The organism is Ramlibacter montanisoli, from assembly GCF_013087525.1.
Taxonomy (GTDB): Bacteria; Pseudomonadota; Gammaproteobacteria; order Burkholderiales; family Burkholderiaceae_C; genus Ramlibacter; species Ramlibacter montanisoli.
This window is the reverse complement of the sequence record NZ_JABFCS010000001.1, coordinates 1,973,121-1,995,381: the sequence shown is the minus strand read 5'-3', so window position 1 is coordinate 1,995,381 and position 22,261 is coordinate 1,973,121. Positions and strand designations below refer to the sequence as shown.

Here is a 22,261-nt window from a genome sequence, read left to right as displayed (position 1 = left end):
TCCGACCAACACTACCTGTTCGCACTTGACTGCGGTCAATTTTTCAAAAGTCAAAGGGGCTTCTAGGGTAAGTCCCGAGAGTTGCGCCGCGCGCGTGAAGACGAAGGTGAACGATGGCGCGCGCAAGGGAGGAGCTGCATCCGTACGAGTACGTATGCGAAACGTGTGCGAATGAAAACGCGCCGCGCAGTGGGCCACCGCGCGGCGCGTGAATGTTCCCCTGTTCAGCGATTGCCCTGCACCGGTTCCCGGGCGCGCTCGACGGCGTTCGCCAGGAAGTCCGCGTCGTAGGAGCGCAGCAGGTGCGGGCGCTCCTTCTCCAGCCAGGCGCGGAAGCCCTCGCGGTCGGCTGCCAGGTTCTGCCATTCGCGGCTGAGGTCCAGCTCGTCGTCGGCGGTGTAGATGTCCTTGCCCATGGTCGTCTCCTTGATCTCGATGGAGGCAACTTTAGGAGCCGGCAACGATTAATGATAGTGAAAGTATTTGATGATTTCCATCAGTCTGGCGTTATGATCCGCAGCCATGAAAAACGCCACCCTGCGCCAGCTCAAGGTGTTCGAAGCGGTCGCGCGCCACCGCAGCTTCTCGCGTGCGGCCGAGGAACTGCACCTGACGCAGCCGGCCGTGTCGACGCAGGTCGGCAAGCTCGAGGAGCACGCCGGCTTGCCGCTGTTCGAGCAGCTCGGCAAGAAGATCCATCTCACGCCCGCGGGCGCGCAGATGCTGCAGTCCAGCCGCGAGATCATCCAGAAGTTCCAGGAGGCCGAGGAGGCCATGGCGCAGTTCAAGGGCGTGTCGGGTGGCCGCCTGAACGTGTCGGTGATCAGCGCGGGCGACTACTACTTCCCGCGCCTGCTGGTGGAGTTCGCGCAGCGGCACGCGGGCGTCACGCTCAACTTCGGCGTGTGCAACCGCGAGGAACTGCTCACGCAGCTCAAGGAGAACGTGACCGACCTGGCGGTGATGGTGCGGCCGCCGGAGGACAGCGACACGCTGTCCGAGCCCTTCGCGCCGCACCCCTACGTGATCGTCGCCGCACCCACGCATCCGCTGGCCAAGACGCCGCGCATTCCCGTGTACCGCATCATCCGCGAGCCCTTCGTGGTGCGCGAGAAGGGCTCCGACACCTGGAACTCGATGGTGGAAGGCTTCGGCGCCAACCTGCCCGGGCTGAACATCGCGATGCAGATCCGCAGCACCGAGACGATCAAGCAGGCGGTGATCGCCGGCATGGGCGTGAGCTTCCTGTCGGCGCACACCATCAGCCGCGAGCTGCAGTCGGGCGCGCTGACGGTGCTGGACGTGCAGGGCTTCCCGCTGATGCTGAACTGGTACGTCGTGCACCGCAACGGCAAGCGCCTGCCGCCGGTGGCGCAGGCCTTCAAGAATTTCCTGCTGTCCGACGGCGCCCGGCTGATCGACCAGGCGCTGGGGATGAAGACGCCTACGCGGGCCGCACCCAGGACTGCCAGTCGGTCGCGATAGGCAGGCCGCGCTGGCGCGCGTACTCGCCGGCGCTGATCTTGCCGCCGCCCTCGGCGCGCAGCTTGAGCACCTCGATCAGGCCGCCCTGGGCCCAGAAGACGATCGAGGTATCGGTCACTCCGGCGACGTCGCCCGGCTTGTGGCCGCGCGAGACGAAGCGTCCCACCACGTGCTTGCGGCAGTCGTACACGCGCAGCTTCACGCCATCGAGCACCGTCCACGCGCCCGGCGCCGGGTTGCAGGCGCGGATCAGGTTGTAGATGGTGTCCACGTGGCCGGGCCAGTGGATCTCGCACTCCTCGTCCTGCATCCAGCCTTCGTAGGTGGCGTGCGCCTCGTCCTGCACGCGCTCCTCGTGCCGGCCGGCCATCACCAGGTCCGCGGCTTCCAGCAGCGCCTGCACGCCCAGGGGGAACAGCTTGTTGAAGTACAGCTCGCCCAGCGTCTCGTCCGGCGCGATCGCGCAGGTCTTCTGCAGCACCACCGGGCCCTCGTCGAGGCCGTCGGTGGGGCGGAAGATCGTGATGCCGGTCTCGCGCCGGCCCAGGGCCACCGGCCAGCTGATGGAGGACGGCCCGCGGTGCAGCGGTAGCAGCGAAGGGTGGTACTGGATCGTGCCGTGCCTGGGGATGTTGACGAAGTCCTGCGGCGCGAACTGCAGCACGTAGGCCATGATGCCGATGTCGGCGTCCAGCGAGCGCATGGCCGCTTCCGCCTCCGGGCTGCGCAGGCTGGCGAAGGTGAACACCGGCAGGCCGAGCGCGATCGCGTCGGCCTTCAGCGCATCCTGCTTGGCGCCCGGCTTGTCCGGGATGCAGAAGACGCCGGCGATGGTGTCGCCGCGGGCGATGAAGGCTTCGAGCACGGCCTTGCCGAACTCCTGCTGGCCGATGAATGCAATGCGCGCCATGTCCGTAGCTTTCTTCTTGGGTATCAGCGAAACAGGAAGTATGCCGCCAGGCAGTACAGCACCACCGCGAACACCTTCTTGAGCGGCTGGATGTCCATGCGGTGCGCCGTGCGCGCGCCCAGCGGCGCCATCAGCATGCTGGCTGCGGAGATGATGAAGAGCCCCGGGAGGTAAAGATAACCGATGGAGCCGGGCGGCATCTGCGGCAGGCCCTGGCCGGCCCAGATGTAGCCAAGCGTTCCGGCCAGCGCGATCGGGAAACCGAGCGCCGACGACGTGCCGACCGCATCGTGGATTTTGATGTTGCACCAGGTCATGAAGGGCACCGACACGAAGGCGCCGCCCGCGCCCACGAGAGCGGACAGCATGCCGATCACGTTGCCCACGCCGAAGGTCGCGAGCGGTCCCGGCAGCGTGCGGCTCGGTTTCGGCTTGCGATTGAGGAACATCTGCGTGGCGGAGAAGGCCACGAAGACGGCGAACAGGATCCCGAGCAGCTTGCCCGGGAGCGCCACGGCGACCTGCGCTCCGAGCAGAGAGCCCACCAGGATGCCGGGCGCGAGCACCTTCACCACCGGCCACAGCACCGCCCCGCGCCGGTGGTGCGCGCGCACGGACGAAATCGAGGTGAAGCAGATGGTGGCCAGCGAGGTCGCCACCGCCATCTTCACCGTGTAGTCCGGCGGGTAGCCCTTGGAGGTGAGGATCATGGTGACGAAGGGCACCATGATCATGCCGCCGCCGATCCCCAGCAGGCCGGCGAGGAAGCCGGTGCAGGTGCCGATCAGGAGGAGTTCGAGAACGAGTTGCAGGTCCAGCACGGACGACATGTTGTTTTGTGGGCGCGGGGCCGCAGGCGCAGGCCGCATTGTCGCAGGGCGTGCGCGGGCGCCCGCGCGTGCGGTCTCGCACAGTTCAGTCAGGAACGTGCATGTCAAGCCCGGAATACTTGCATGGCTTCACGCGGGATTTGCGCCGCACCCGTGTTTTGCGTCCTAGAATGGCTTCGTCTGCAGTGTGTATCGGGCTTTATATTTCCTTGAACCAATGCTCTTTGAGCGCGGGCTTGGAACATCGCCTGGTGAGCGTGATCGTCTCGCGTCAGACGAACCCAACGCCAGTGCTGACCTCGCCCACCTGAACCCCGGTTCAGGATGCGGTCCGGTGCCACTCGCAGACGCCAACAACCGAAACGGGCTGCCCAAGGCAGCCCGTTTTCCTTTGGGGGATCAGGAAATCAGAGCAGGCGGCCGTCGTCGCCGAGGACCTGGTCGATGCGGACCATCAGCTGCGCGAGCCGTACCTCGTCGCCGAGGTTCGCCGCGCCATTGAGCGTGTGGTCGCCGTTGGCGAAGCTGGCGGCGTGCAGCTGCTGCTGCGATGCGCTGCGCTCTGCGTCGAAGGCGAGGTTCAGCGCGGCGAGCACCGCGATGCGGTCGCGTGCCTTCACCTTGCCGGCATCGCGGATGCGGCACATGGCGGTGTCCACCTTCTCCACCGCTTCCAGCAGCCGCTGCTCGCCGCCGGGGGGCATCCGAGCAGGTAGCTCTGGCCCATGATCTGCACTTCGAGCTGCTTCATGCGGGGGTGTTCAGGTCGGGCAGGCGTTCCAGCAGCGCGTCGACGCGCGCGCGCGGCGGCGGACAGGCGGGACTTGAGCGAGTCGCGCTCCTGCGTGAGCAGCTCCACCTGTTCGGCGAGCAGCGCGTTGGTGCGCTGCAGCTCCTCGTAGCGAACGAGCAGGCGCTCGACGCGTTCGACGAGGGGGTCGATGGGGGAGCCGCTGGCCATATGCGCGAATTGTAGGGTTTTGTTAATTCAAGGGCTTTAGAATCAACGCGTTGGTGCTCGCGGTGTGGTTCGCATGCCGCAGTTCAACGGGAAGCAGGGGGCCCGCGCACGCACGTGCAAAGGCCAACCTGCGCTGCCCCCGCAACGGTAAGCGGAGACCGGGTTTCATCGCCTGCGTCACGTCCATCACTCACAAGCCACTGGGGCGCGCCTGAAACAGCCGCCCTGGGAAGGCGATGGAAGTCCTTCCGCCAGCCCGGATACCGGCCAACGAGGTGGCTGCGCGCGTGCGCGCGGCCGTGATCGCCCAATGCGCCAGCGGGGAAGCCGGCGCGGGCAAAGAGCCATCCGTACCCACAATGACAACGATCGTGCATCCCCTGCGCGCGCCCGCCTGCCTCCTGGCAGCCGCGGTCTCCTGTGCGCCTCTCCCGCTTCCGCCCAGACCCCGACGCTGTCCGAGACGCGCGTCTCCGCCACGCGCTTCGCCGAAGCCGACGCCTCGCTGCCCTTCGGTGTGAGCGTGATCAACGCGGACGAAATCCGCGCCAGCGGCGCCACCACCGTCAACGACGCCATCATCCGCGTGCTCGGCGTGCCGGCCCGCCAGGACCTGTTCAACGGCGGCGACTTCACGCTCGACCTGCGCGGCTTCGGCGCCACCGCCGACAACAACCAGGTGGTGGTCGTCGACGGCATCCGCCTCACCGAGTCCGACCTCGGCGGCACGCGCCTGGCCGGCATCCCGATCGAATCGGTGGAGCGCATCGAGGTGCTGCGCGGCAGCGGCGCGGTGCTCTATGGCGAAGGCGCCACCGGCGGCGTGATCGTCATCACCACCAAGGCCGGCTCCGGCCGCCAGCAGGCCACGGGCGGCAGCCTCTATGGCGCCGCCGGCACGCACGCGCTGCGCGACGGCCGCGCGAGCGCCACCGTCAGCACCGCCAGCGGCTTCACCTTCGACGGCCATGCGCAAAAGCGCGAGACCAAGGGCCACCGCGCCAACTCCGCCTCCGACAGCGAGGCCGGCTCGGTCGGCGGGCAGTGGTCCAGCGGCTGGCTGCGCCTCGGTGCGCGCGTCGCGCGCGACGACCTCGACGCCCGCCTGCCGGGAGCCTTGACCGCCCAGGAGTACGCCGCCGACCCGCGCCAGACCACCACGCCGGACGATCGCGGCAGCGTCCGCAACCAACGCCTCAGCGCCTTCGCGCAGGCCGCCGAGCTCGGCGCCTGGCAGCTCGCCTTCGACGCGGGCCGGCGCGACAAGGAAGTGCGCAGCATCAACTTCGGCTTTCCCTTCGACTACGACATCGAGGCGACGACGTACGCGCTGCGGGCCCGCCACGAAGCCGCCCTCGGCCCGCTGAAGAACGCGCTGGTCCTGGGCACCGACGTGGGCGACTGGCGGCGCGAGGTGCTGGGCAGCTTCGGCTCGGTGGCCACGCAGCAGTCGCGCGCCTTCTACGCCAAGGACGACGTCACGCTGCCGGGCGGCACCCGCATCTCGCTGGGCGGACGCACCGAGCGCGTGGAGAAGGACAACAGCTCCAGCGGCACCGGCTTTTCCGACCGCCAGGAGGCCTGGGAACTGGGCGTGAGCCATCCCTTCGGCCGCACGCTGACCGGCTATGCGCGCGTCGGCCGCAGCTTCCGCATGGCCAACGTGGACGAGTTCAACTTCACCTCGCCCGGCGCCGCGCTGCGGCCCCAGGTCTCGCACGACGCGGAGCTGGGCGCGCGCTGGTCCTATGCCGGCGGCAAGCTGGAGGCGCGCGCCTACCGCAACCGGCTGCGCGACGAGATCGGCTTCGACCCGAATGCCGTGGGTCACTTCGGCTTCTCCGGCGCGAACGTCAACTTCGACCCCAGCCGCCGCCAGGGCCTGGAGCTGGACTGGTCGCACGCGCTCACGGCCAGCCTGGGCCTGCGACTGAACGCCGCCGCCCGCAAGGCCAGCTTCCGCTCCGGCCCCTACGCCGGCAAGGACGTGCCGCTGGTGCCGCGCCGCGCGGTCGCCTTGCGCGCCGACTGGACGCCGGCGGCAGGCCACCGCCTGCACGGCGGCGTGAACTGGGTATCGTCGCAGCATCCGGACTTCGAGAATGCCTGCAGGATGCCCTCGTACACCACCGCCGACGCGCGCTACGCCTGGCAGGTGCTGCGCAACACGGAACTGGCCGTGGGCGTGACCAACCTTTTCGACCGCAAGTACTTCACGCAGGCCTTCCGCTGCGCGGGCGGCGAGACCTCGGCCATCTATCCCGAGCCGGGCCGCCAGTTCAGCGCCTCGCTGCGCGTGCAGTTCTAGGAGGACGCGCAGTGATCGCCATTCCGCGCGGACCGCAACGCATCGTCTGCCTCACCGAGGAAGCGACGGAATGGCTGTACCTGCTGGGCGAGGAGGCGCGCATCGTCGGCATCTCCGGCTACACGGTGCGGCCGCGCCGCGCCCGCGAGGAGAAGCCGAAGGTGAGCGCCTTCCTCAGCGCCAAGATCGACAAGATCCTGGAGCTGGAGCCGGACTGCGTGTTCGGCTTCTCCGACCTGCAGGCCGACATCGCTTCCGCACTGGTGAAGCGCGGCGTGCAGGTCACCATCTTCAACCAGCGCAGCGTGGACGAGATCTTCTCCATGCTGTACCAGGTGGCGGCGATGGTGGGCCGCGCCGACGACGGCCTGAAACTGCTGGAAGGCATGCGCGCGCGCCTGCTGGCGATCGAGGCCGCGGGCAGGGCGCTGCCGAAGCGCCCGCGCGTGTTCTTCGAGGAATGGGACGAGCCGCACATCAGCGCCATCCGCTGGGTGTCGCAGCTCGTGGGCATCGCCGGCGGCGACGACATCTTTCCCGAGCTCGCCGTGCAGCCGCTGGGCAAGGACCGCATCATCGCGGACGGCGCCGAGATCGTGCGCCGCAATCCCGACATCGTGATCGGCTCCTGGTGCGGCAAGAAGTTCCGGCCCGAGAAGGTGGCGGCGCGCGCCGGCTGGGCGGACGTGACCGCCGTGCGCGAGCGCCAGCTGTTCGAGGTCAAGTCGGCCGACATCCTGCAGCCGGGTCCGGCGGCGCTCACCGACGGCGTCGAGCAGCTGCACCGCATCGTGCTGGAGTGGAGTGCCCGCCATGGCTGAATTGCGCGTGGCCCGCAGCGAGCTGATCCTGGGCGGCCAGAAAAGCGGCAAGACGCGCCGCGCCGAGGCGCTGGCCGCGGCTTGGCTGGCGCAGTCAGCCGCGCACCGCGCCGTGTACATCGCCACCGCGCAGGCCGGCGACGAGGAGATGCACGAGCGCATCGCGCGCCACCGGCGCGACCGGGCGCAGCGGGTGCCGGCGCTGCAGACGGTGGAGGAGCCGGACGAACTGGCGCGCGCGATCGGCGCGCACAGCCGCGCCGACACCCTGGTCATCGTCGACTGCCTCACCCTCTGGCTGACCGCGCGGCTGCTGCCGCTGGCCGGGGTGGCGCCGTCGGCACAGTCCGCCGACGACGCGATCGCCGCAGCGCTCGCCGCCGCGGCCGGGCCGCTGGTGCTGGTGAGCAACGAGATCGGGCTGGGCGTGATCCCGCTGGGCGCCGACACCCGCGCCTTCGTCGACGCGCTGGGCCGCATCAACCAGCAGGCGGCGCTGGCCTGCGAACGCGTCACGCTGATGGCGGCGGGACTGCCGCTGGTGCTGAAGGGACAGGCGTGATCCGCAAGCTGCTGGCCATCCTGGCCCTGTGCTGCGCGCTGCCGGCGGCCGCACTGCAGTTCACCGACGACCGCGGCGCCACGGTGACGCTGGCGCGCTCGCCGCAGCGCATCGTGAGCCTGCTGCCTTCGCTGACCGAGACCGTGTGCGAGCTGGGCGCATGCCGCCGGCTGGTCGGCGTCGACCGCTATTCGAACTTCCCGGCCCCGGTGCGCGCGCTGCCGCAGGTGGGCGGCGGCATCGACCCCAACATCGAGGCGATCGTCGCGCTGCGGCCGGACGTCGTGCTGATGGCACGTTCGGCCCGTGGCGCCGAGCGGCTGGAGTCGCTCGGGCTGAAGGTGCTCGCGCTGGAGCCGCAGACCGCCGCCGACGCCCAACGCGTGCTGCTCACGCTGGGCCAGCTGCTGGAGGTGCCGGATGCGCCGCGCGTCTGGCGCGACATCGACGCGGGCGTGGCGGCCGCGGCGCAATCGCTGCCGCCGGCGGTGCGGAACGCGCGTGTCTACTTCGAGGTCGGCCGCGGCCCTTATGCCGCCGGGCCGCGTTCCTTCCTCGGTGAGCTGCTGCAGCGGCTGGGCATGCGCAACATCGTCGCGCCGGAGCTGGGGCCCTTCCCGCTGCTCAATCCCGAGTACGTGGTGCGCGCCGATCCCGACCTGGTGATGATGGGCGCGCGCGATGCGCCGGACCTGCGCCAGCGTCCCGGCTGGGCCGGCCTGCGGGCCGTGCGCGAAGGCCGCATCTGCGTGTTCAGTCCCGACGAGGCCGACGTGCTGGTGCGGCCCGGCCCGCGCATGGCGGAGGCCGCGCGCCTGCTCGCGCGCTGCATCGCCGCGAAGGGCAAGGCATGAGCGCGGTGCTGCTGGTGGCGGATCGCCGCGGCTACGGGCTCGCGCTGGCCTTGCTTGCAGCGGCCGCGGCGCTGCTGCTGCTGGGTGCCGGCATCGGCAGCACCGGCTTCGACAACGTGCTGGCGGCGCGCGAGGACCCGGTGGCCTGGCAGATCGTGCGCGACATCCGCTTGCCGCGCACCCTGGGTGCCTGGAGCGCCGGCGCCCTGCTGGGGCTGGCGGGCGCGGTGGCGCAGGGACTGTTCCGCAATCCGCTGGCCGATCCCTACCTCCTGGGCAGCGCTTCCGGCGCGGCACTCGGTGTCGCCTGCGCGCTGGCGCTGTTCGGCGTCGCGCCGCTGGCCACCGAGTGGCTGGTGCGCCTGGGCCTGACCGGCGCGGCCTTCGTGGGCGCGGTGGGCGGCGTGCTGCTCACGCTGCTGCTGGCCAACGGCGTGCTGCACACGCTGCGGCTGCTGCTGGCGGGCGTGATCGTCGGCGTGGTGCTGGGCGCCGCGCGCGAGCTGGTCACGCTGGCACTGCCCGAGACCCTGCAGGCCATGCAGGCCTTCATGCTGGGGAGCACCGGCTTCGTCGGCTGGAGTTCCTGCGGCCTGATGCTGGCGCTGCTGCTGCCGCTGCTGGCACTGGCCTGGGCCCTGGGCCGAATGCTCGATGGCCTGGCGCTGGGCGAGGCCACGGCGGCCAGCCTGGGCCTGCCGCTGGGCGCGGTGCGCGCGGCGCTGGTGGCGGTGCTGGCCCTGGCCACCGCCGGGGCGGTGGCGCAGACCGGCCTGATCGCCTTCGTCGGCCTGGCCGCGCCGCACCTGGTGCGTTCCATCGCACCCACGCCGCATGGCCGGCTGGTGCTGTTGGCGTCGCTGATGGGCGGGCTGCTGCTGATGGCCGCCGACCTGCTGGCGCGCTGGCTGGTGGCGCCGCAGGAGCTGCCGGTGGGCGTGCTCACCGCGGTGCTGGGCGGCAGCTACCTGCTGTGGCTGATGCACCGGCGCGGCAATCGCGGGAGCGGTTTCGCATGAGCGTCGCCGCACTCGAAGCCCGCGCCGTCCGCGCCGCGCTGGGCCGCGGCGGCCAGCGCAAGCAGGTGCTGCACGCCATCGACCTGCGGCTGCCCGCGGGCCGCTGGACCAGCATCGTCGGACCCAACGGCGCCGGCAAGTCGACGCTGCTGCGGGCTCTGGCGGGCTTGCTGCCGCACGAGGGCGAAGTGCGGCTGCAGGGCGCGGACCTGCACGGCTTGCGCCTGCGCGAGCGGGCGCGGCGGCTGTGCTGGATGGGACAGAACGAGGGCGGGGCCGACGACCTCACCGTCTACGACGTGGCGATGCTGGGGCGGCTGCCGCACCGGCCCTGGCTGGCGCCGCCCGGCCCCGCCGACCGGGCCGCGGTGGAGCGGGCGCTGCGCGCTACCCAGGCATGGGACTGGCGCGGGCGCATGCTCGGGCGCCTGTCCGGCGGCGAGCGCCAGCGCGTGCTGCTGGCACGGGCGCTGGCGGTGGAGGCGGGCGTGCTGCTGATGGACGAACCGCTGGCCAACCTCGATCCGCCGCACCAGGCCGACTGGCTGGCGCTGGCGCGCGCGCAGGTCGCGGCCGGCCGCACCGTGGTCAGCGTGCTGCACGAGATCTCGTTCGCGCTGCAGGCCGACGAGATGGTGGTGATGGCCGCCGGCCGCATCGTCCACCAGGGCGCCTGCGCCGATCCCGCGACCCACGCGGCGCTGGCGCGCGTGTTCGACCAGCGCCTGCAGGTGCATGCGCTCGATGGCCGCTGGATCGCGCTGCCCAGCGAGGACCGCGCGCCATGAAGCTCGCGCGCTGCGTCATGGTGCTGGGCACCACCAGCGGTGCCGGCAAGAGCTGGTTGGCGACCGCGCTGTGCCGCTGGTATGCGCGCCAGGGCCTGAAGGTGGCGCCCTTCAAGGCGCAGAACATGAGCAACAACGCGCGCGTGGTGGCCGGCGGTGAGATCGGCAGCGCCCAGTACTTCCAGGCGCTGGCGGCGCGCGCCGAGCCCGAAGTGCGGATGAACCCGCTGCTGCTGAAACCCGAGCGCGACACCCACAGCCAGGTGATCCTGTTCGGGCAGGTGGACGAGTCGCTGACGCGCCAGCCCTGGCGCGGCCGCAGCGCCAGCGTCTGGCCGCGGATCGCGCAGGCGCTGGACGAACTGCGCGGGAGAACGACGTCGTCGTCATCGAGGGCGCCGGCTCGCCGGCCGAGATCAACCTGAAGGACAGCGACATCGTCAACATGCGCGTCGCGCAGCATGCCGATGCGGCCTGCCTGCTGGTGACCGACATCGACCGCGGCGGCGCCTTCGCCCACCTGTACGGCACCTGGGCGCTGCTGGACGCATCCGAGCGGCAGTGCATCAAGGGCTTCGTGCTGAACAAGTTCCGCGGCGATGCCGCCTTGCTGGCGCCCGCACCGGACATGCTGGAGCGGCTGACCGGCGTGCCGACGGTGGCGACGCTGCCGATGTGGTGGCAGCACGGCCTGCCCGAGGAGGACGGCTGGTTCCAGCTGCCGCAGAAAGCGGGCAGCGGCGCGCGCACGATCGCGGTCATCGCCTATCCGCGCATCAGCAACCTCGACGAATTCCAGCCGCTCGCGAACCTGCCCGGCGTGCGCCTGCGCTGGGTGCGCAGCGCGGGGGAACTCGATGGCGCCGACTGGGTGATCCTGCCCGGCTCCAAGCACACAACCAACGACCTCGCGTGGCTGCGCAGCCAGGGGCTGGACCGCGCCGTGGCGCAGCACGCCGGCGCCGGCGGCACGGTGCTGGGCGTGTGCGGCGGGCTGCAGATGCTGGGCGAGGCGTTGGTCGACACGCACGGCATCGATGGCAACGCGCCGGGCCTCGGCCTGCTGCCGCTGGTCACGCAGTTCGAGCCGGCCAAGGCGGTGCGGCGCACGCACGCGCGTTTCGGCGCCGTCACCGGGGCCTGGTCCGCGCTGGCCGGTGTCGAGGTGGCCGGCTACGAGATCCACCATGGCCGCAGCGCGCAGCATCCGGCGATGGCGCCGGCGCCCGCGGTGCTGCCGGACGGCCTGGGCTGGCAGAACCCCGAGGGCAATGTGCTGGGCGTGTACCTGCACGGCCTGTTCGAGGACCCCGCCGTGCTGCACGCGCTGTTCGGCGCCGCCGTCCCCACCCTGGACACCGTGTTCGACGGGCTCGCCGATTTCGTCGATGCCCACTTCCCGCCGGGCGTGCTGCCCGGCCTGATCTCCTGCCCCTGACATGAACATCAACGACCTCCACGACCCCGAACTCGCCCACCGCCTGCAGCAGAAGCTGGACGGAAAGACCAAGCCGCAGGGCTCCCTCGGCCAGCTGGAGGCGCTGGCGCTGCGCATCGGCCTGGTGCTGGGCAGCGAGACGCCGCGCCTGCGCGAGCCGCAGGTGCTGGTGTGCGCCGGCGACCACGGCCTGGCCGCGCACGGCGTCTCGGCCTATCCGAGCGACGTGACCTGGCAGATGGTGGAGAATTTCCTGGCCGGCGGCGCCGCCGTCAGCGTGCTGGCGCGCCAGCACGGCCTGGCGCTGACGGTGGTGGACTGCGGCGTGCGCCACGACTTCGCACCGCGTCCCGGCCTGGTCGTCCGCAAGTGCGGGGCCGGCACGGCCGACAGCCTGGAGGGCCCGGCGATGAGCGCGGCGCAGTGCGAGCAGGCCATCGCCAACGGCCGCGAGATCGTCGCCGGCCTGCCGGGCAACGCGGTGCTGCTGGGCGAGATGGGCATAGGCAACACGTCCGCCGCCGCCCTGCTGCTGGCGCGTCTGGCCGGCCTGCCGCTGGACGAATGCGTGGGCGCCGGCACGGGCCTGGATGCGGCGGGCATGGAGCGCAAGCGCGCCTTGCTGGCGCAGGTGCTGCAGCGGCATGCGGGGGCGAAGGAGCCGCTGCAGGCGCTGGCCGCCTTCGGCGGTTTCGAGATCGCGACGCTGGTGGGTGCGGTGCTGCAGGCCGCCGCCGAACGGCGCGTGATCGTGGTCGACGGCTTCATCTCCAGCGCCGCCGTGCTGGTGGCCAAGGGACTGGCGCCGCACGTGGTGCAGCGCTGCGTGTTCTCGCACCGCTCCAACGAAAGCGGCCACGGCCTGATGCTGCGCCACCTGGGCCCCGATGCGCGCACGCCGGCGCGCGCGCTGCTGGACCTGGGGCTGCGCCTGGGCGAGGGCTCGGGCGCGGTGCTGGCGTGGCCGCTGCTGCAATCGGCCTGCGCCATCCTGTCCGAGATGGCCAGCTTCGAATCGGCCGGCGTGTCCGGGCGCAGCGCCTGATGGCCTGGCTGCGGCACTACCTGCTGGCGCTGCAGTTCTTCACCCGCGTGCCGGTGACGGGGCGGCTGGCCGGCTGGGTGGGCTACAGCCCGGAGATGCTGCGCGCCAGCGCCGCCCACTTCCCCGGCATCGGCCTGCTGGTGGGCCTGCTGGCCGCGGGCGTGGCCGGCGGGCTGCTGGCGCTGCTGCCGCCGGTGGCCTACGCGCCGCTGGTGGCCGCCGTGTTCGCCACCATCGCCACCGTGCTGTTCACCGGCGCGCTGCACGAGGACGGCCTGGCCGACGTCGCCGACGGCCTCGGGGCTCGCTGGACCGGCAGCGCGCCCTGGAGATCATGAAGGACTCGCGCATCGGCGCCTTCGGCGCGCTGGCGCTGGGACTGGCGCTGCTGGCCAAGGTGTCGCTGCTGGCGCTGCTCGGCGCCCTCGACGCGCGCGCTGGGCGCGGGGCTGGTGCTGGCGCACGTGCTGTCACGCGCCTGGCCTCTGCTGCTGGTGCGCTGGCTGCCCTACGTCGGCGACGTCGCCGGCACGCGGGCCAAGCCCATGGCCGATGCGATCAGCGCCGGCAGCCTGGCCGCCGCCTGGCTGTGGGCCGCCGCGGCCGCCGCGGCCATCGGCGCGCTGCAGGGCGCTGCCTTCGTGCTGGTGCCGCTGGCGGCCTCCGCGCTGGCCCTGGCCGTGATGGCGCAGCTGTTCCGCCGCCGCCTGCAAGGCTTCACGGGCGACTGCCTGGGCGCGACCCAGCAGGCCTGCGAGATCGCCTGCTACCTCGCACTGGCGCTCGCCCTGTGAAGCTCTGGCTGCTGCGGCATGGCCCGCCGCTGGTGAACAGCGGCACCTGCTACGGCGCGAGCGACGTGCCGGCCGATCCGCAGGCCACGCTGCGCGCCGCGCAGGAGCTGGCCGGCCAGCTGCCGGCGGGCCTGGCGCTGCGCAGTTCGCCCTTGCGGCGTTGCCGGCAACTGGCCGACGCCTTGTGCGCGCTGCGGCCCGACTTCGCCTGCAGCGAGGATCCGCGGCTGGCCGAGATGGACTTCGGCCAATGGGAGGGCATGCGCTGGGACGCGATCGCGCGCGCGGAGTTCGACGCCTGGATGGCGGATTTCCCCGGCTGGCGCTGCGGCGGCGGTGAAAGCGTCGCGCAGCTGATGGCCCGCGTCGGCCAGGCCCTGGCCGACACGCGCCGCGCCGGCAGCGACGCCCTGTGGATCACGCACGGCGGCGTGGTGCGTGCCGTCCGTCTGCTGGCCGCCGGCATCGCGCTGCCGCAGCAAGCCGGCGACTGGCCGCGCGAGGGCCTGGCCTTCGGGCAGGCGGAATGCATCGCACTCGCACCGGACGATGCCGCGCAGTCAGGGGAAACGCCGTAACAAGGAAGGTTGCCCTGGCCGCGTTTTGCGGTCCATACTAGGCCAGCCGTGGCACGGGGCCGCGGCACGTCTTGGGGGCGTTGCGATGTACAAGAAGATCCTGCTGGCATACGACGGCTCGGAGGCGGGCCAGAAGGCACTGCTGGACTGCGGAGAGATCGCGCAGTGGAGCCAGGCCGAACTGCACCTGGTCGCTGTGATGCCGTCGGCCATGAGCTTCGTCGGGCTCGAGGGCGGCGTTTACGACGTCGAACTCGAGGAGCGCGAGAAGAAGAAATACCGCGGCGTGCTGGACGACGGCCTGCGCCGCCTGGCCGAAGGCGGCTTCACCGCGCGCGGCGAGGTGGTCACCGGCGAGGCCATCGACGAGATCACCAAGTACGCGCGCAGGATAGCGTCCGACCTGATCGTGGTGGGCCACAAGCACCTGGACAGCTGGGCGGCCCGCTGGTGGCGCGGCTCCATCTCCGGCGCGCTGATCGAGCACGCACCATGCAGCGTGCTGGTCGTGATCACGCAGTAGCAGGGTCTTCGCGCGGCAAGTACCGCTTCCGCGCCGCCCACTACGACTTCGAGCTCGCGCCCTTCGAGCCGGTGCGCCGCAAGGCCATCGAGATGCTCGCGCCCCGGCCGGGCGACACCGTGCTGGACGTCGGCTGCGGCACCGGCCTGAGCTTCGCGCCGCTGCTGGAGCGCATCGGCCCCACCGGGCGCATCGTCGGCGTCGATCCCTCGCCCGAGATGCTGGCGCTGGCGCGCAAGCGCGTGGCGCGCCATGGCTGGAGCGGCGTGGCGCTGCTCGAGGCCGTTGCGGAGCAGGCGCCGCTGCAGGGGCTGGCCGACGCCGCGCTGTTCCACTTCACGCACGACGTGCTGCGCAATCCCGCGGCGCTGGACCACGTGCTCGCGCACCTGAAGCCGGGCGCCCGCGTCGTGGCGAGCGGCCTGCAGTGGGCGCCGCCCTGGATGGTGCCCACCAACCTGTTCGTGCTCGGCGCGGCGCTGTATTCCGTGAGCTCGCTCGACGGCCTGGAGCAGCCCTGGACCATGTTGGCCAAAAGGCTTCACTCCTTCGAAGTCCGCGGCTTCCCCTGGGTTGGCATCTACGTCGCGGGAGGCCGGGTCGCGGTAACCTCCCGCGCATGAAGCCTGCCAACGCCTTCCTGCGCCGCTGGGCGCCGCTGCTCCTTGCCGCCACCCTGTCCGCGTGCACCGCGGTCGCGCCGACGCAGCCGCCGGCCGCCCGGCCGAAGCTGGTGGTGCTGTTCGTGATCGACGGCCTGCCGCAGCGCCAGGTCACCGCCTACCGTGACCAGCTCGCGCCCGACGGCTTCGCCCGCTTCCTGGAACGCGGCGCGGCCTTCGAGCAGGCGCACTACGGCTACGCCTTCACCGTCACCGGCGCCGGCCACGCCACCGTGCTGAGCGGCGCCTATCCGCACCGCAGCGGCATCATCGGCAACGAATGGCTGGACATCGCCTCCGGCAAGCCCATGTACTGCGCGGGCGACGACACGGCCAGCTACATCGGCCACCGGACCGGCGCCCTGGACGGCACCAGCCCGCGCAACCTGAAGGTGGAAACGGTCGGCGACGTGCTGCGCCGGCTGGAGCCGCGTTCGAAGGTGATCGGCATCTCGGGCAAGGACCGCGGCGCCATCCTGCCGGCGGGCAAGGCCGGCACGGCCTACATGTACATGACCAGCAGCGGCCAGTTCGCCTCCACCACCTACTACATGCAGCAGCATCCGGCCTGGGTCAACGCCTTCAATGCCGCCAAGCCCGCGGACCGCTTCTTCAAGACCGAATGGAAGCCGCTGCTGGCCGAGACCGCCTATGCACGTTCGCTGCCGGACGGCCAGCCCTGGTTCGGCCCGCGCGGCGGCAAGCTGCCGATGCTGATGGGCACCGCGGCCGACGAGGCGCCGGGACCCAACTACTACTCCGCGCTGCTGCGCAGCCCCTTCGCCGATGTGCTGACCCTGGACTTCGCGCGCGCCGCGATCGCCGGCGAACAGCTCGGTGCCGACGACGCGCCAGACATCCTGTCGGTCAGCCTCTCGGGCCACGACTACGTGAACCACCAGTGGAGCGCCGAGTCGCGCCTGTCGCACGACCACCTGCTGCAGCTGGACCGCATGCTGCAGGCCTTCTTCGCCGACCTGGACCGCACCGTCGGGCGCGACAACTACGTCGCCGTGCTGACGGCCGACCATGGCTTCATGCCGGCGCCGGAAGTCAGCCAGTCGCGCGGGCTGGACGCCGGCCGGGTGCAGGGCAGCCAGCTGCTGGCCACCGTGAACACGGCGCTGGAGCAGCGCTTCGGCGTGCCCAAGCTGGCCGCCTCGCTGTCCGCTTCCGCCATCGTGCTCGACCGCAAGCTGCTGGCCGAACGCGCACTGGATGCCGAGGCCGTGGCGCGCATCGCCCGCGATGCGCTCGCCGCCCACCCGGCCATCGCCGCTGCCTATACCCGTGGCGAGCTGGCCGGCGGCAGCCGCGCCGGCGCGCCGATGTTCGAGCAGATGCGCAGGACCTGGCACCGCGACGTCTCCGGCGACGTGCAGTACGCGCTCAAGCCCTACTGGATGCACGGCTCCAGCACCAACATCGCGACCCATGGCTCGCCCTACGAGTACGACACCAACGTGCCCATCCTCATGTGGGGCCCGCGCTGGGTGAAGGCCGGGCCGGTGGCCACGCGGGTGGAAGTGGCGGACATCGCGCCCACGCTGGCCGGGCTGCTCGGCGTGCCGCCGCCGGGCGGCAGCGAGGGCCGGCCCCTGCCGATCGCGCCCCGCTGAGCGCCAGCCGTCGGCCACGGCGGCCAACTTCACTTGCGGGCAACAAGGGGCTTACGCCCGTGTTACGGGTATCGTGCACCCTTGCAGTTCGAGGTGCGGACCACAGCAGAATTCGACCTACAAAGGTTCGCGCCCGGAACTGTCGGCTGGATGAGCCACCGGCAGGCACGCTCTGCGCCTGCTGAACTTGGCCGCCATCCGGACGGAACAAGAAAGACACGATGCCCACACCGCCGCCGCCGGCCCGCGCCGAGCCCCCGAATCCTTCGAGCAGCCCATGCCGGCCGCGCCGCCGCCGCGCCGCAAGCTGAGCCGCCGCGCCTCCCTGATCGGCACGGTGGTGGCGCTGCTGGTCGCCGCGGGGCTGGCCTGGCTGGCGTGGGACCTGACGCGGCCCGAGCAGCTGTCGTCCATGCAACGCGGAGCCGGTGCGCGCGGCGGCGCCGGCGGTGCGGGCGTCGCGCCTGGCGGCCCGGGCGGGGCCGGCGGCGGTGGTGGTCGTGGCGCCACCACGGTGGGCTTCGCCGTGGCGGAAGCGGCCGACATCCCGGTCAACCTGGAGGCGCTGGGCACCGTCGTGCCGCAGGCCACCGTGCGGGTGCGCCCGCAGGTCAATGGCGTGCTCACGCAGGTGCTCTACAAGGAAGGCCAGAGCGTCAAGCGCGGGCAGCTGCTCGCCACCATCGATCCGCGCTCCTTCGAGATGGCGCTGCAGCAGGCCGTGGGCCAGCGCATGCGCGACGAGGCACAGCTGGCCGCCGCGCGCGTGACGCTGGCGCGCTTCGAGACGCTGTGGAAGCAGGATTCGATCGCCCGCCAGGAAGTCGACACCCAGGCCGCCACCGTGAAACAGCTGGAGGCGGCGGTGGTCGGCTCCAAGGCCGCCGAAGGCACGGCCCGCCTGAACCTGTCCTATACCCGCATCGTCGCGCCCATCGAAGGGCGCGTGGGCCTGCGCAACGTGGACGTGGGCAACCAGGTGAGCACGGGCGACACCAACGGCATCGCCGTGATCACGAAGATGTCGCCGATCGACGTGGAGTTCGCGATCCCGCAGGACCACGCCTCCTGGCTGCAGCACAACGCCGGCGGCTTCATGGAAGTGAAGGCCTTCGACCGCACCCGCACCAACCTGCTGGACGCGGGCACCTTCGCGTCGCTCGACAACCAGATCGACACCCAGACCGGCACCGTGCGCGCCAAGGCGCGCTTCAACAACGCGCGCCAGCAGCTCTTCCCCAGCCAGTTCGTCAACGTGCAGCTGCAGATCCGCACCATCCGCAACGCCGTGGTGGTGCCGGTGGCCGCCGTGCGGCAAAGCGGCGGCGGCGAATACGTGTTCGTGCTGCAGGACGACCGCACGGTGAAGCTGCGCAACGTGGTGCGCGGCCAGCCGGTGGGCGACCGCGTGCAGGTCACCAGCGGACTGCAGATCGGCGAGAAGGTGATCACAGAGGGCGCCGACCGCCTGCGCGATGGCGCGCGCGTGATGCTGCCGGGCGACACGCCCAGGGGGCAGGGCGGCGGAGCCGGCGGTGGACGCCGCCGCGACGGTGCCTCGGCACCGGCTGCCGGCGCACCGGCTGCCGCGCCCGCCGCATCGGCGGCGCTGCCCGGAGCGTCGGAACCCTTCACCGGCGCATCGGCCGCGCAGGCGCCCGGCCGCCGCGCTCCGGCGCGCGAAGCCACCTCGCCCTTCGCCGGTGCCTCCGCGATGATGGGGGCACGCGCCGGCGAGGCGGCTCCTGCCGCCGGCACCGGCGGCGACCCCGCCCGCCCGGGCCGCTGGCAGAACCTCACGCCGGAACAGCGCGCGGCGCGGGCGGCCGAGATGGAGAAGCTCACGCCCGAGGAGCGCGAGGAGCGCCGCCGGCAACGCCGGGCCGCCCGTGAAGCGGCCGGCACAGCGCAGCCGCAATGAGTCCGTCGCGCCCCTTCATCCTGCGGCCGGTCGCCACCTCGCTGCTGATGGTGGCCATCGTGCTCGCGGGCCTGGTGGGCCTGCGCTTCCTGCCGCTATCGGCGCTGCCGCAAGTCGATTACCCGACCATCCAGGTGCAGACGCTGTACCCGGGCGCGAGCCCGGAGGTGATGGCGCAGACCGTCACCGCGCCGCTGGAGCGGCAGTTCGGGCAGATGCCGGGGCTGTCGCGCATGGGTTCCACCAGCGCCGCCGGCGTGTCCATCATCACCCTGCAGTTCGGCCTGGGCCTGGAGCTCGACGTCGCCGAGCAGCAGGTGCAGGCGGCGATCAACGCCGGCGGTTCGCTGCTGCCGGCGGACCTGCCGGCGCCGCCCGTGTACGCCAAGGTGAACCCGGCCGACGCGCCCGTGCTCACGCTGGCCATCACCTCGTCCTCGCTTCCGCTGACCGAAGTGCGCAACATCGCGGACACGCGGCTGGCACTGAAGATCAGCCAGGTCGGCGGCGTCGGCCTGGTCACGCTCTCGGGCGGGCAGCGGCCCGCCGTGCGCATTCAGGCGGACAACCGCGCGCTGGCCTCGCTCGGGCTCACGCTGGACAACATCCGCACCACCATAGGCTCGGCCAATGCGAACGCGGCCAAGGGCAGCATCGACGGTCCCACGCGCGCGTACACGATCAATTCCAACGACCAGCTGCTGACCGCGGAGGACTACAGCGAGCTGATCGTCAGCTTCCGCAACGGGGCGCCGATCCGGCTCAAGGACGTCGCCTCGGTCGTGGAGAGCGCCGAGAACGTGAAGCTCGGTGCCTGGGCCAACCTGAAGCCGGCGATCATCCTGAACGTGCAGCGGCAGCCGGGCGCCAACGTGATCGCCACGGTCGATGCGATCAAGCAGCGGCTGCCGGAGCTCACCGCCGGACTGCCGCAATCGATCCAGGTGGACGTGCTGGCCGACCGCACCACGGGCATCCGTGCCTCGGTGCACCACGTGCAGCTGGAGCTGATCCTGGCCGTGGTGCTGGTGGTGCTGGTGATCTTCGCCTTCCTGCACAGCCCGCGCGCGACGCTGATCGCCAGCCTGGCCGTCCCCATCTCGCTGGTCGGGGCCTGTGGCGCGATGTACCTGCTGGGGTACAGCCTGAACAACCTGTCGCTGATGGCGCTGACCATCGCCACCGGCTTCGTGGTGGACGACGCCATCGTGATGATCGAGAACATCGCGCGCCACATCGAGGACGGCGACCCGCCGATGCAGGCGGCGCTCAAGGGCGCGAGCGAGATCGGCTTCACCATCATCTCGCTGACGGTGTCGCTGATCGCGGTGCTGATCCCGCTGCTGTTCATGGGCGACGTGATCGGCCGGCTGTTCCGCGAGTTCGCGGTGACGCTGGCCATCACCATCCTGATTTCCATGGTGGTCTCGCTGACGCTGGTGCCGATGATGTCGGCGCGCTGGCTCAAGCCGCACACGGCACCCGAGACCGGCTGGGGCGGCAGGATGCAGCAGGGCTTCGACCGCGTGATCCACCACTACGACCGGGCCCTGACCTGGGTGCTGGCGCGCCAGGGCCTGACGCTGCTGGTGGCACTGGGCACGCTGGTGTTCACGGTGCTGCTGTACATCGCCATCCCCAAGGGCCTGTTCCCCACGCAGAACACCGGCCAGCTGCAGGTGCGCGTGGAGGCGCCGCAGTCGATCTCCTACCCGCGCATGGCGGAACTGCAGCAGGACGTGGCCAGGCGCATGCTGGAGGACCCGGCGGTGGAGTCGATCGCCAGCTTCGTGGGCGTGGACGCGGCCAACAACACCATGCTGCACACCGGCCGCATGCTGGTGAACCTGAAGTCCTCGCGTGGCAGCCTGCAGGGCGTGATGAACCGGCTGCGCGAACTGGGCCAGCGCGTGCCGGGCGTGCAGCTGTACCTGCAGCCGGTGCAGGACCTCACCATCGAATCGGAAAGCGGCCCCACGCAGTACCGCGTGGCGATCGAAGGCGCCGACACGGCCACCGTGAACGAGACCGCCCTGCGGGTGGTCGACCGGCTGCGGCAGGAGCGGCCGCTGGCCAACGTCACCACCGATGCGGGCGCCGCAGGTGCGGCGATGTACGTGGACGTGGACCGCGACACCGCGGCGCGCCTGGGCATCAGCACGGCCGCCATCAACGAGGCGCTGTACAGCGCCTTCGGCCAGCGCATCGTCTCCACCATCTTCACCGAGACCAACCAGTACCGCGTGGTGCTGGAGGCGCGGCCGGAAGCGCAGCCGTCGGCCAACGGCCTGCAATCGATCCAGCTGCGCGGCAGCGCCGGCGAGCCCACGCCGCTGTCGGCGGTGGCCACGATCACCGAGCGGCGCGCGCCGCTGCAGGTGACGCACGTGGCGCAGTACCCGGCGGCCAGCATCGGCTTCGACACCGCGCCCGGCGTGGCGCTCGGCAGCGCGGTGGATTCGATCCGCAGCGCGCTGGCGGAGATGAAGCTGCCGGCGACGGTGAACGTCACCTTCCTGGGCGCGGCTGGCGCCTACGAGTCGTCGCTGAGCAACCAGCTGTGGCTGATCCTGGCGGCGGTGATCTGCGTGTACATCGTGCTGGGCGTGCTGTACGAGAGCTACGTGCACCCGCTGACGATCCTGTCCACGCTGCCCTCGGCCGGCGTGGGTGCCTTGCTCGCGCTGATGGTCACCGGCAACGACCTCGGGGTGATCGGCATCATCGGCATCATCCTGTTGATCGGCATCGTCAAGAAGAACGCGATCATGATGATCGACTTCGCGCTGGATGCCGAACGCGAGGAGGGCAAGTCCCCGCGCGAGGCCATCCACCAGGCGGCGCTGCTGCGCTTCCGGCCCATCATCATGACGACGCTGGCGGCGCTGTTCGCCGCCGTGCCGCTGATGCTGGGATGGGGCGAGGGCGCGGAACTGCGCCGGCCGCTGGGCCTGGCGATCTTCGGCGGGCTGATCGTGAGCCAGCTGTTGACGCTGTTCACGACACCGGTGATCTATCTCGGGTTCGACAGCCTGGGGCGGCGGTGGCGCAAGGATGCCGAGCGCCCCCACCTAACCCTCCCCCGGAGGGGGAGGGACAGGGCAGGGACTCCCTCCCCCCCCTGGGGAGGGTAGGGGCGGGGG

Annotated in this window: 18 protein-coding genes, 4 pseudogenes and 1 riboswitch; of the genes and pseudogenes, 17 read left to right on the top strand and 5 right to left on the bottom strand. The window is 71.3% G+C overall.

The annotated features are described in order from the left end of the window. Positions 1–224: 224 nt before the first annotated feature. Entirely contained in the window at positions 225–416 is a 192-nt protein-coding gene (locus HK415_RS09935; RefSeq protein ID WP_171558596.1) for a hypothetical protein, read from the bottom strand. Positions 417–522: 106 nt separating this feature from the next. On the opposite strand from HK415_RS09935, the gene HK415_RS09930 reads away from it, so the two are divergent. Next, positions 523–1,485 (top strand): LysR family transcriptional regulator, encoded by a 963-nt coding sequence (locus HK415_RS09930; RefSeq protein WP_171558594.1) that lies wholly within the window; start codon positions 523–525, stop codon positions 1,483–1,485. Here HK415_RS09930 and HK415_RS09925 read toward each other — a convergent pair. The 4 genes and pseudogenes from HK415_RS09925 to HK415_RS09910 form a co-directional block, all read right to left on the bottom strand. After that, positions 1,445–2,395 (bottom strand): methionyl-tRNA formyltransferase, encoded by a 951-nt coding sequence (locus HK415_RS09925; protein ID WP_171558593.1) that lies wholly within the window; start codon positions 2,393–2,395, stop codon positions 1,445–1,447. The genes HK415_RS09930 and HK415_RS09925 overlap by 41 nt on opposite strands. A 23-nt stretch (positions 2,396–2,418) precedes the next feature. Beyond that, positions 2,419–3,225 (bottom strand): sulfite exporter TauE/SafE family protein, encoded by an 807-nt coding sequence (locus tag HK415_RS09920; protein WP_171558591.1) that lies wholly within the window; start codon positions 3,223–3,225, stop codon positions 2,419–2,421. A gap of 407 nt (positions 3,226–3,632) precedes the next feature. Next, positions 3,633–3,976: pseudogene (locus tag HK415_RS09915) on the bottom strand (cell division protein ZapA). Continuing rightward, positions 3,973–4,186, bottom strand: a pseudogene (locus HK415_RS09910) (cell division protein ZapB). The pseudogenes HK415_RS09915 and HK415_RS09910 overlap by 4 nt, the downstream one beginning before the upstream one ends. A 34-nt stretch (positions 4,187–4,220) precedes the next feature. Further along, a riboswitch (cobalamin riboswitch) is annotated at positions 4,221–4,472 on the top strand. Positions 4,473–4,532: 60 nt separating this feature from the next. Between HK415_RS09910 and HK415_RS09905 the strand changes: the two are divergent. The 16 genes and pseudogenes from HK415_RS09905 to HK415_RS09835 all read left to right on the top strand — a co-directional run bounded on the left by HK415_RS09905 (position 4,533) and on the right by HK415_RS09835 (position 22,252). Beyond that, the gene (locus HK415_RS09905; RefSeq protein ID WP_373684641.1) at positions 4,533–6,494 is read left to right on the top strand and encodes a TonB-dependent receptor; all 1,962 of its coding nucleotides are present in this window, start codon (positions 4,533–4,535) and stop codon (positions 6,492–6,494) included. 11 nt (positions 6,495–6,505) lie between these two features. Further along, positions 6,506–7,315: an ABC transporter substrate-binding protein gene (locus tag HK415_RS09900; RefSeq protein WP_373684560.1), complete on the top strand. Its 810-nt coding sequence runs from the start codon at positions 6,506–6,508 to the stop codon at positions 7,313–7,315. Beyond that, entirely contained in the window at positions 7,308–7,877 is a 570-nt protein-coding gene (locus tag HK415_RS09895; RefSeq protein ID WP_171558587.1) for a bifunctional adenosylcobinamide kinase/adenosylcobinamide-phosphate guanylyltransferase, read from the top strand. The genes HK415_RS09900 and HK415_RS09895 overlap by 8 nt, the downstream gene beginning before the upstream one ends. Then, a complete protein-coding gene (locus HK415_RS09890; protein ID WP_171563295.1) occupies positions 7,877–8,731 on the top strand; it encodes an ABC transporter substrate-binding protein in 855 nt (284 codons plus the stop codon). The genes HK415_RS09895 and HK415_RS09890 overlap by 1 nt, the downstream gene beginning before the upstream one ends. Further along, positions 8,728–9,750, top strand: coding sequence for a FecCD family ABC transporter permease (locus tag HK415_RS09885; protein ID WP_171558586.1), 1,023 nt, complete (start codon positions 8,728–8,730; stop codon positions 9,748–9,750). The genes HK415_RS09890 and HK415_RS09885 overlap by 4 nt, the downstream gene beginning before the upstream one ends. Beyond that, the gene (locus HK415_RS09880; protein ID WP_171558584.1) at positions 9,747–10,538 is read left to right on the top strand and encodes an ABC transporter ATP-binding protein; all 792 of its coding nucleotides are present in this window, start codon (positions 9,747–9,749) and stop codon (positions 10,536–10,538) included. Before HK415_RS09885 ends, HK415_RS09880 begins: the two co-directional genes overlap by 4 nt. Next, positions 10,535–11,976, top strand: a pseudogene (locus HK415_RS09875) (cobyric acid synthase). Before HK415_RS09880 ends, HK415_RS09875 begins: the two are co-directional and overlap by 4 nt. Position 11,977: 1 nt before the next feature. Then, complete coding sequence (cobT, locus tag HK415_RS09870; RefSeq protein ID WP_171558582.1) at positions 11,978–13,021, top strand: nicotinate-nucleotide--dimethylbenzimidazole phosphoribosyltransferase; 1,044 nt, start codon at positions 11,978–11,980, stop codon at positions 13,019–13,021. Then, a complete protein-coding gene (locus HK415_RS27540; RefSeq protein WP_507236450.1) occupies positions 13,021–13,359 on the top strand; it encodes an adenosylcobinamide-GDP ribazoletransferase in 339 nt (112 codons plus the stop codon). The genes cobT and HK415_RS27540 overlap by 1 nt, the downstream gene beginning before the upstream one ends. Further along, positions 13,356–13,815: pseudogene (locus HK415_RS27535) on the top strand (adenosylcobinamide-GDP ribazoletransferase). The gene HK415_RS27540 and the pseudogene HK415_RS27535 overlap by 4 nt, the downstream one beginning before the upstream one ends. Beyond that, the gene (locus HK415_RS09860; RefSeq protein WP_171558579.1) at positions 13,812–14,393 is read left to right on the top strand and encodes a histidine phosphatase family protein; all 582 of its coding nucleotides are present in this window, start codon (positions 13,812–13,814) and stop codon (positions 14,391–14,393) included. Before HK415_RS27535 ends, HK415_RS09860 begins: the two are co-directional and overlap by 4 nt. An 85-nt stretch (positions 14,394–14,478) precedes the next feature. Continuing rightward, on the top strand, positions 14,479–14,916 hold the full coding sequence (locus tag HK415_RS09855; RefSeq protein WP_171558576.1) for a universal stress protein: 438 nt from the start codon (positions 14,479–14,481) through the stop codon (positions 14,914–14,916). Continuing rightward, positions 14,886–15,539 (top strand): class I SAM-dependent methyltransferase, encoded by a 654-nt coding sequence (locus HK415_RS09850; protein ID WP_171558574.1) that lies wholly within the window; start codon positions 14,886–14,888, stop codon positions 15,537–15,539. The genes HK415_RS09855 and HK415_RS09850 overlap by 31 nt, the downstream gene beginning before the upstream one ends. Further along, positions 15,536–17,197, top strand: a complete 1,662-nt coding sequence (locus tag HK415_RS09845) for an alkaline phosphatase family protein (RefSeq protein WP_171558571.1) — start codon at positions 15,536–15,538, stop codon at positions 17,195–17,197. Before HK415_RS09850 ends, HK415_RS09845 begins: the two co-directional genes overlap by 4 nt. A gap of 277 nt (positions 17,198–17,474) precedes the next feature. Then, positions 17,475–19,118 (top strand): efflux RND transporter periplasmic adaptor subunit, encoded by a 1,644-nt coding sequence (locus HK415_RS09840; RefSeq protein ID WP_171558568.1) that lies wholly within the window; start codon positions 17,475–17,477, stop codon positions 19,116–19,118. After that, the gene (locus tag HK415_RS09835; RefSeq protein WP_171558566.1) at positions 19,115–22,252 is read left to right on the top strand and encodes an efflux RND transporter permease subunit; all 3,138 of its coding nucleotides are present in this window, start codon (positions 19,115–19,117) and stop codon (positions 22,250–22,252) included. The genes HK415_RS09840 and HK415_RS09835 overlap by 4 nt, the downstream gene beginning before the upstream one ends. Positions 22,253–22,261 lie beyond the last annotated feature (9 nt).

Excerpts from the sequence above, each read along its gene's own strand:
- cobT (WP_171558582.1), top strand. The coding sequence starts at position 11,978 with ATGAACATCAACGACCTCCACGACCCCGAACTCGCCCACCGCCTGCAG.
- HK415_RS09925 (WP_171558593.1), bottom strand. The coding sequence starts at position 2,395 with ATGGCGCGCATTGCATTCATCGGCCAGCAGGAGTTCGGCAAGGCCGTG.
- HK415_RS09885 (WP_171558586.1), top strand. The coding sequence starts at position 8,728 with ATGAGCGCGGTGCTGCTGGTGGCGGATCGCCGCGGCTACGGGCTCGCG.
- HK415_RS09840 (WP_171558568.1), top strand. The coding sequence starts at position 17,475 with ATGCCGGCCGCGCCGCCGCCGCGCCGCAAGCTGAGCCGCCGCGCCTCC.
- HK415_RS09920 (WP_171558591.1), bottom strand. The coding sequence starts at position 3,225 with ATGTCGTCCGTGCTGGACCTGCAACTCGTTCTCGAACTCCTCCTGATC.
- HK415_RS27540 (WP_507236450.1), top strand. The coding sequence starts at position 13,021 with ATGGCCTGGCTGCGGCACTACCTGCTGGCGCTGCAGTTCTTCACCCGC.
- HK415_RS09930 (WP_171558594.1), top strand. The coding sequence starts at position 523 with ATGAAAAACGCCACCCTGCGCCAGCTCAAGGTGTTCGAAGCGGTCGCG.
- HK415_RS09845 (WP_171558571.1), top strand. The coding sequence starts at position 15,536 with ATGAAGCCTGCCAACGCCTTCCTGCGCCGCTGGGCGCCGCTGCTCCTT.
- HK415_RS09855 (WP_171558576.1), top strand. The coding sequence starts at position 14,479 with ATGTACAAGAAGATCCTGCTGGCATACGACGGCTCGGAGGCGGGCCAG.
- HK415_RS09880 (WP_171558584.1), top strand. The coding sequence starts at position 9,747 with ATGAGCGTCGCCGCACTCGAAGCCCGCGCCGTCCGCGCCGCGCTGGGC.
- HK415_RS09835 (WP_171558566.1), top strand. The coding sequence starts at position 19,115 with ATGAGTCCGTCGCGCCCCTTCATCCTGCGGCCGGTCGCCACCTCGCTG.
- HK415_RS09850 (WP_171558574.1), top strand. The coding sequence starts at position 14,886 with ATGCAGCGTGCTGGTCGTGATCACGCAGTAGCAGGGTCTTCGCGCGGC.
- HK415_RS09935 (WP_171558596.1), bottom strand. The coding sequence starts at position 416 with ATGGGCAAGGACATCTACACCGCCGACGACGAGCTGGACCTCAGCCGC.
- HK415_RS09895 (WP_171558587.1), top strand. The coding sequence starts at position 7,308 with ATGGCTGAATTGCGCGTGGCCCGCAGCGAGCTGATCCTGGGCGGCCAG.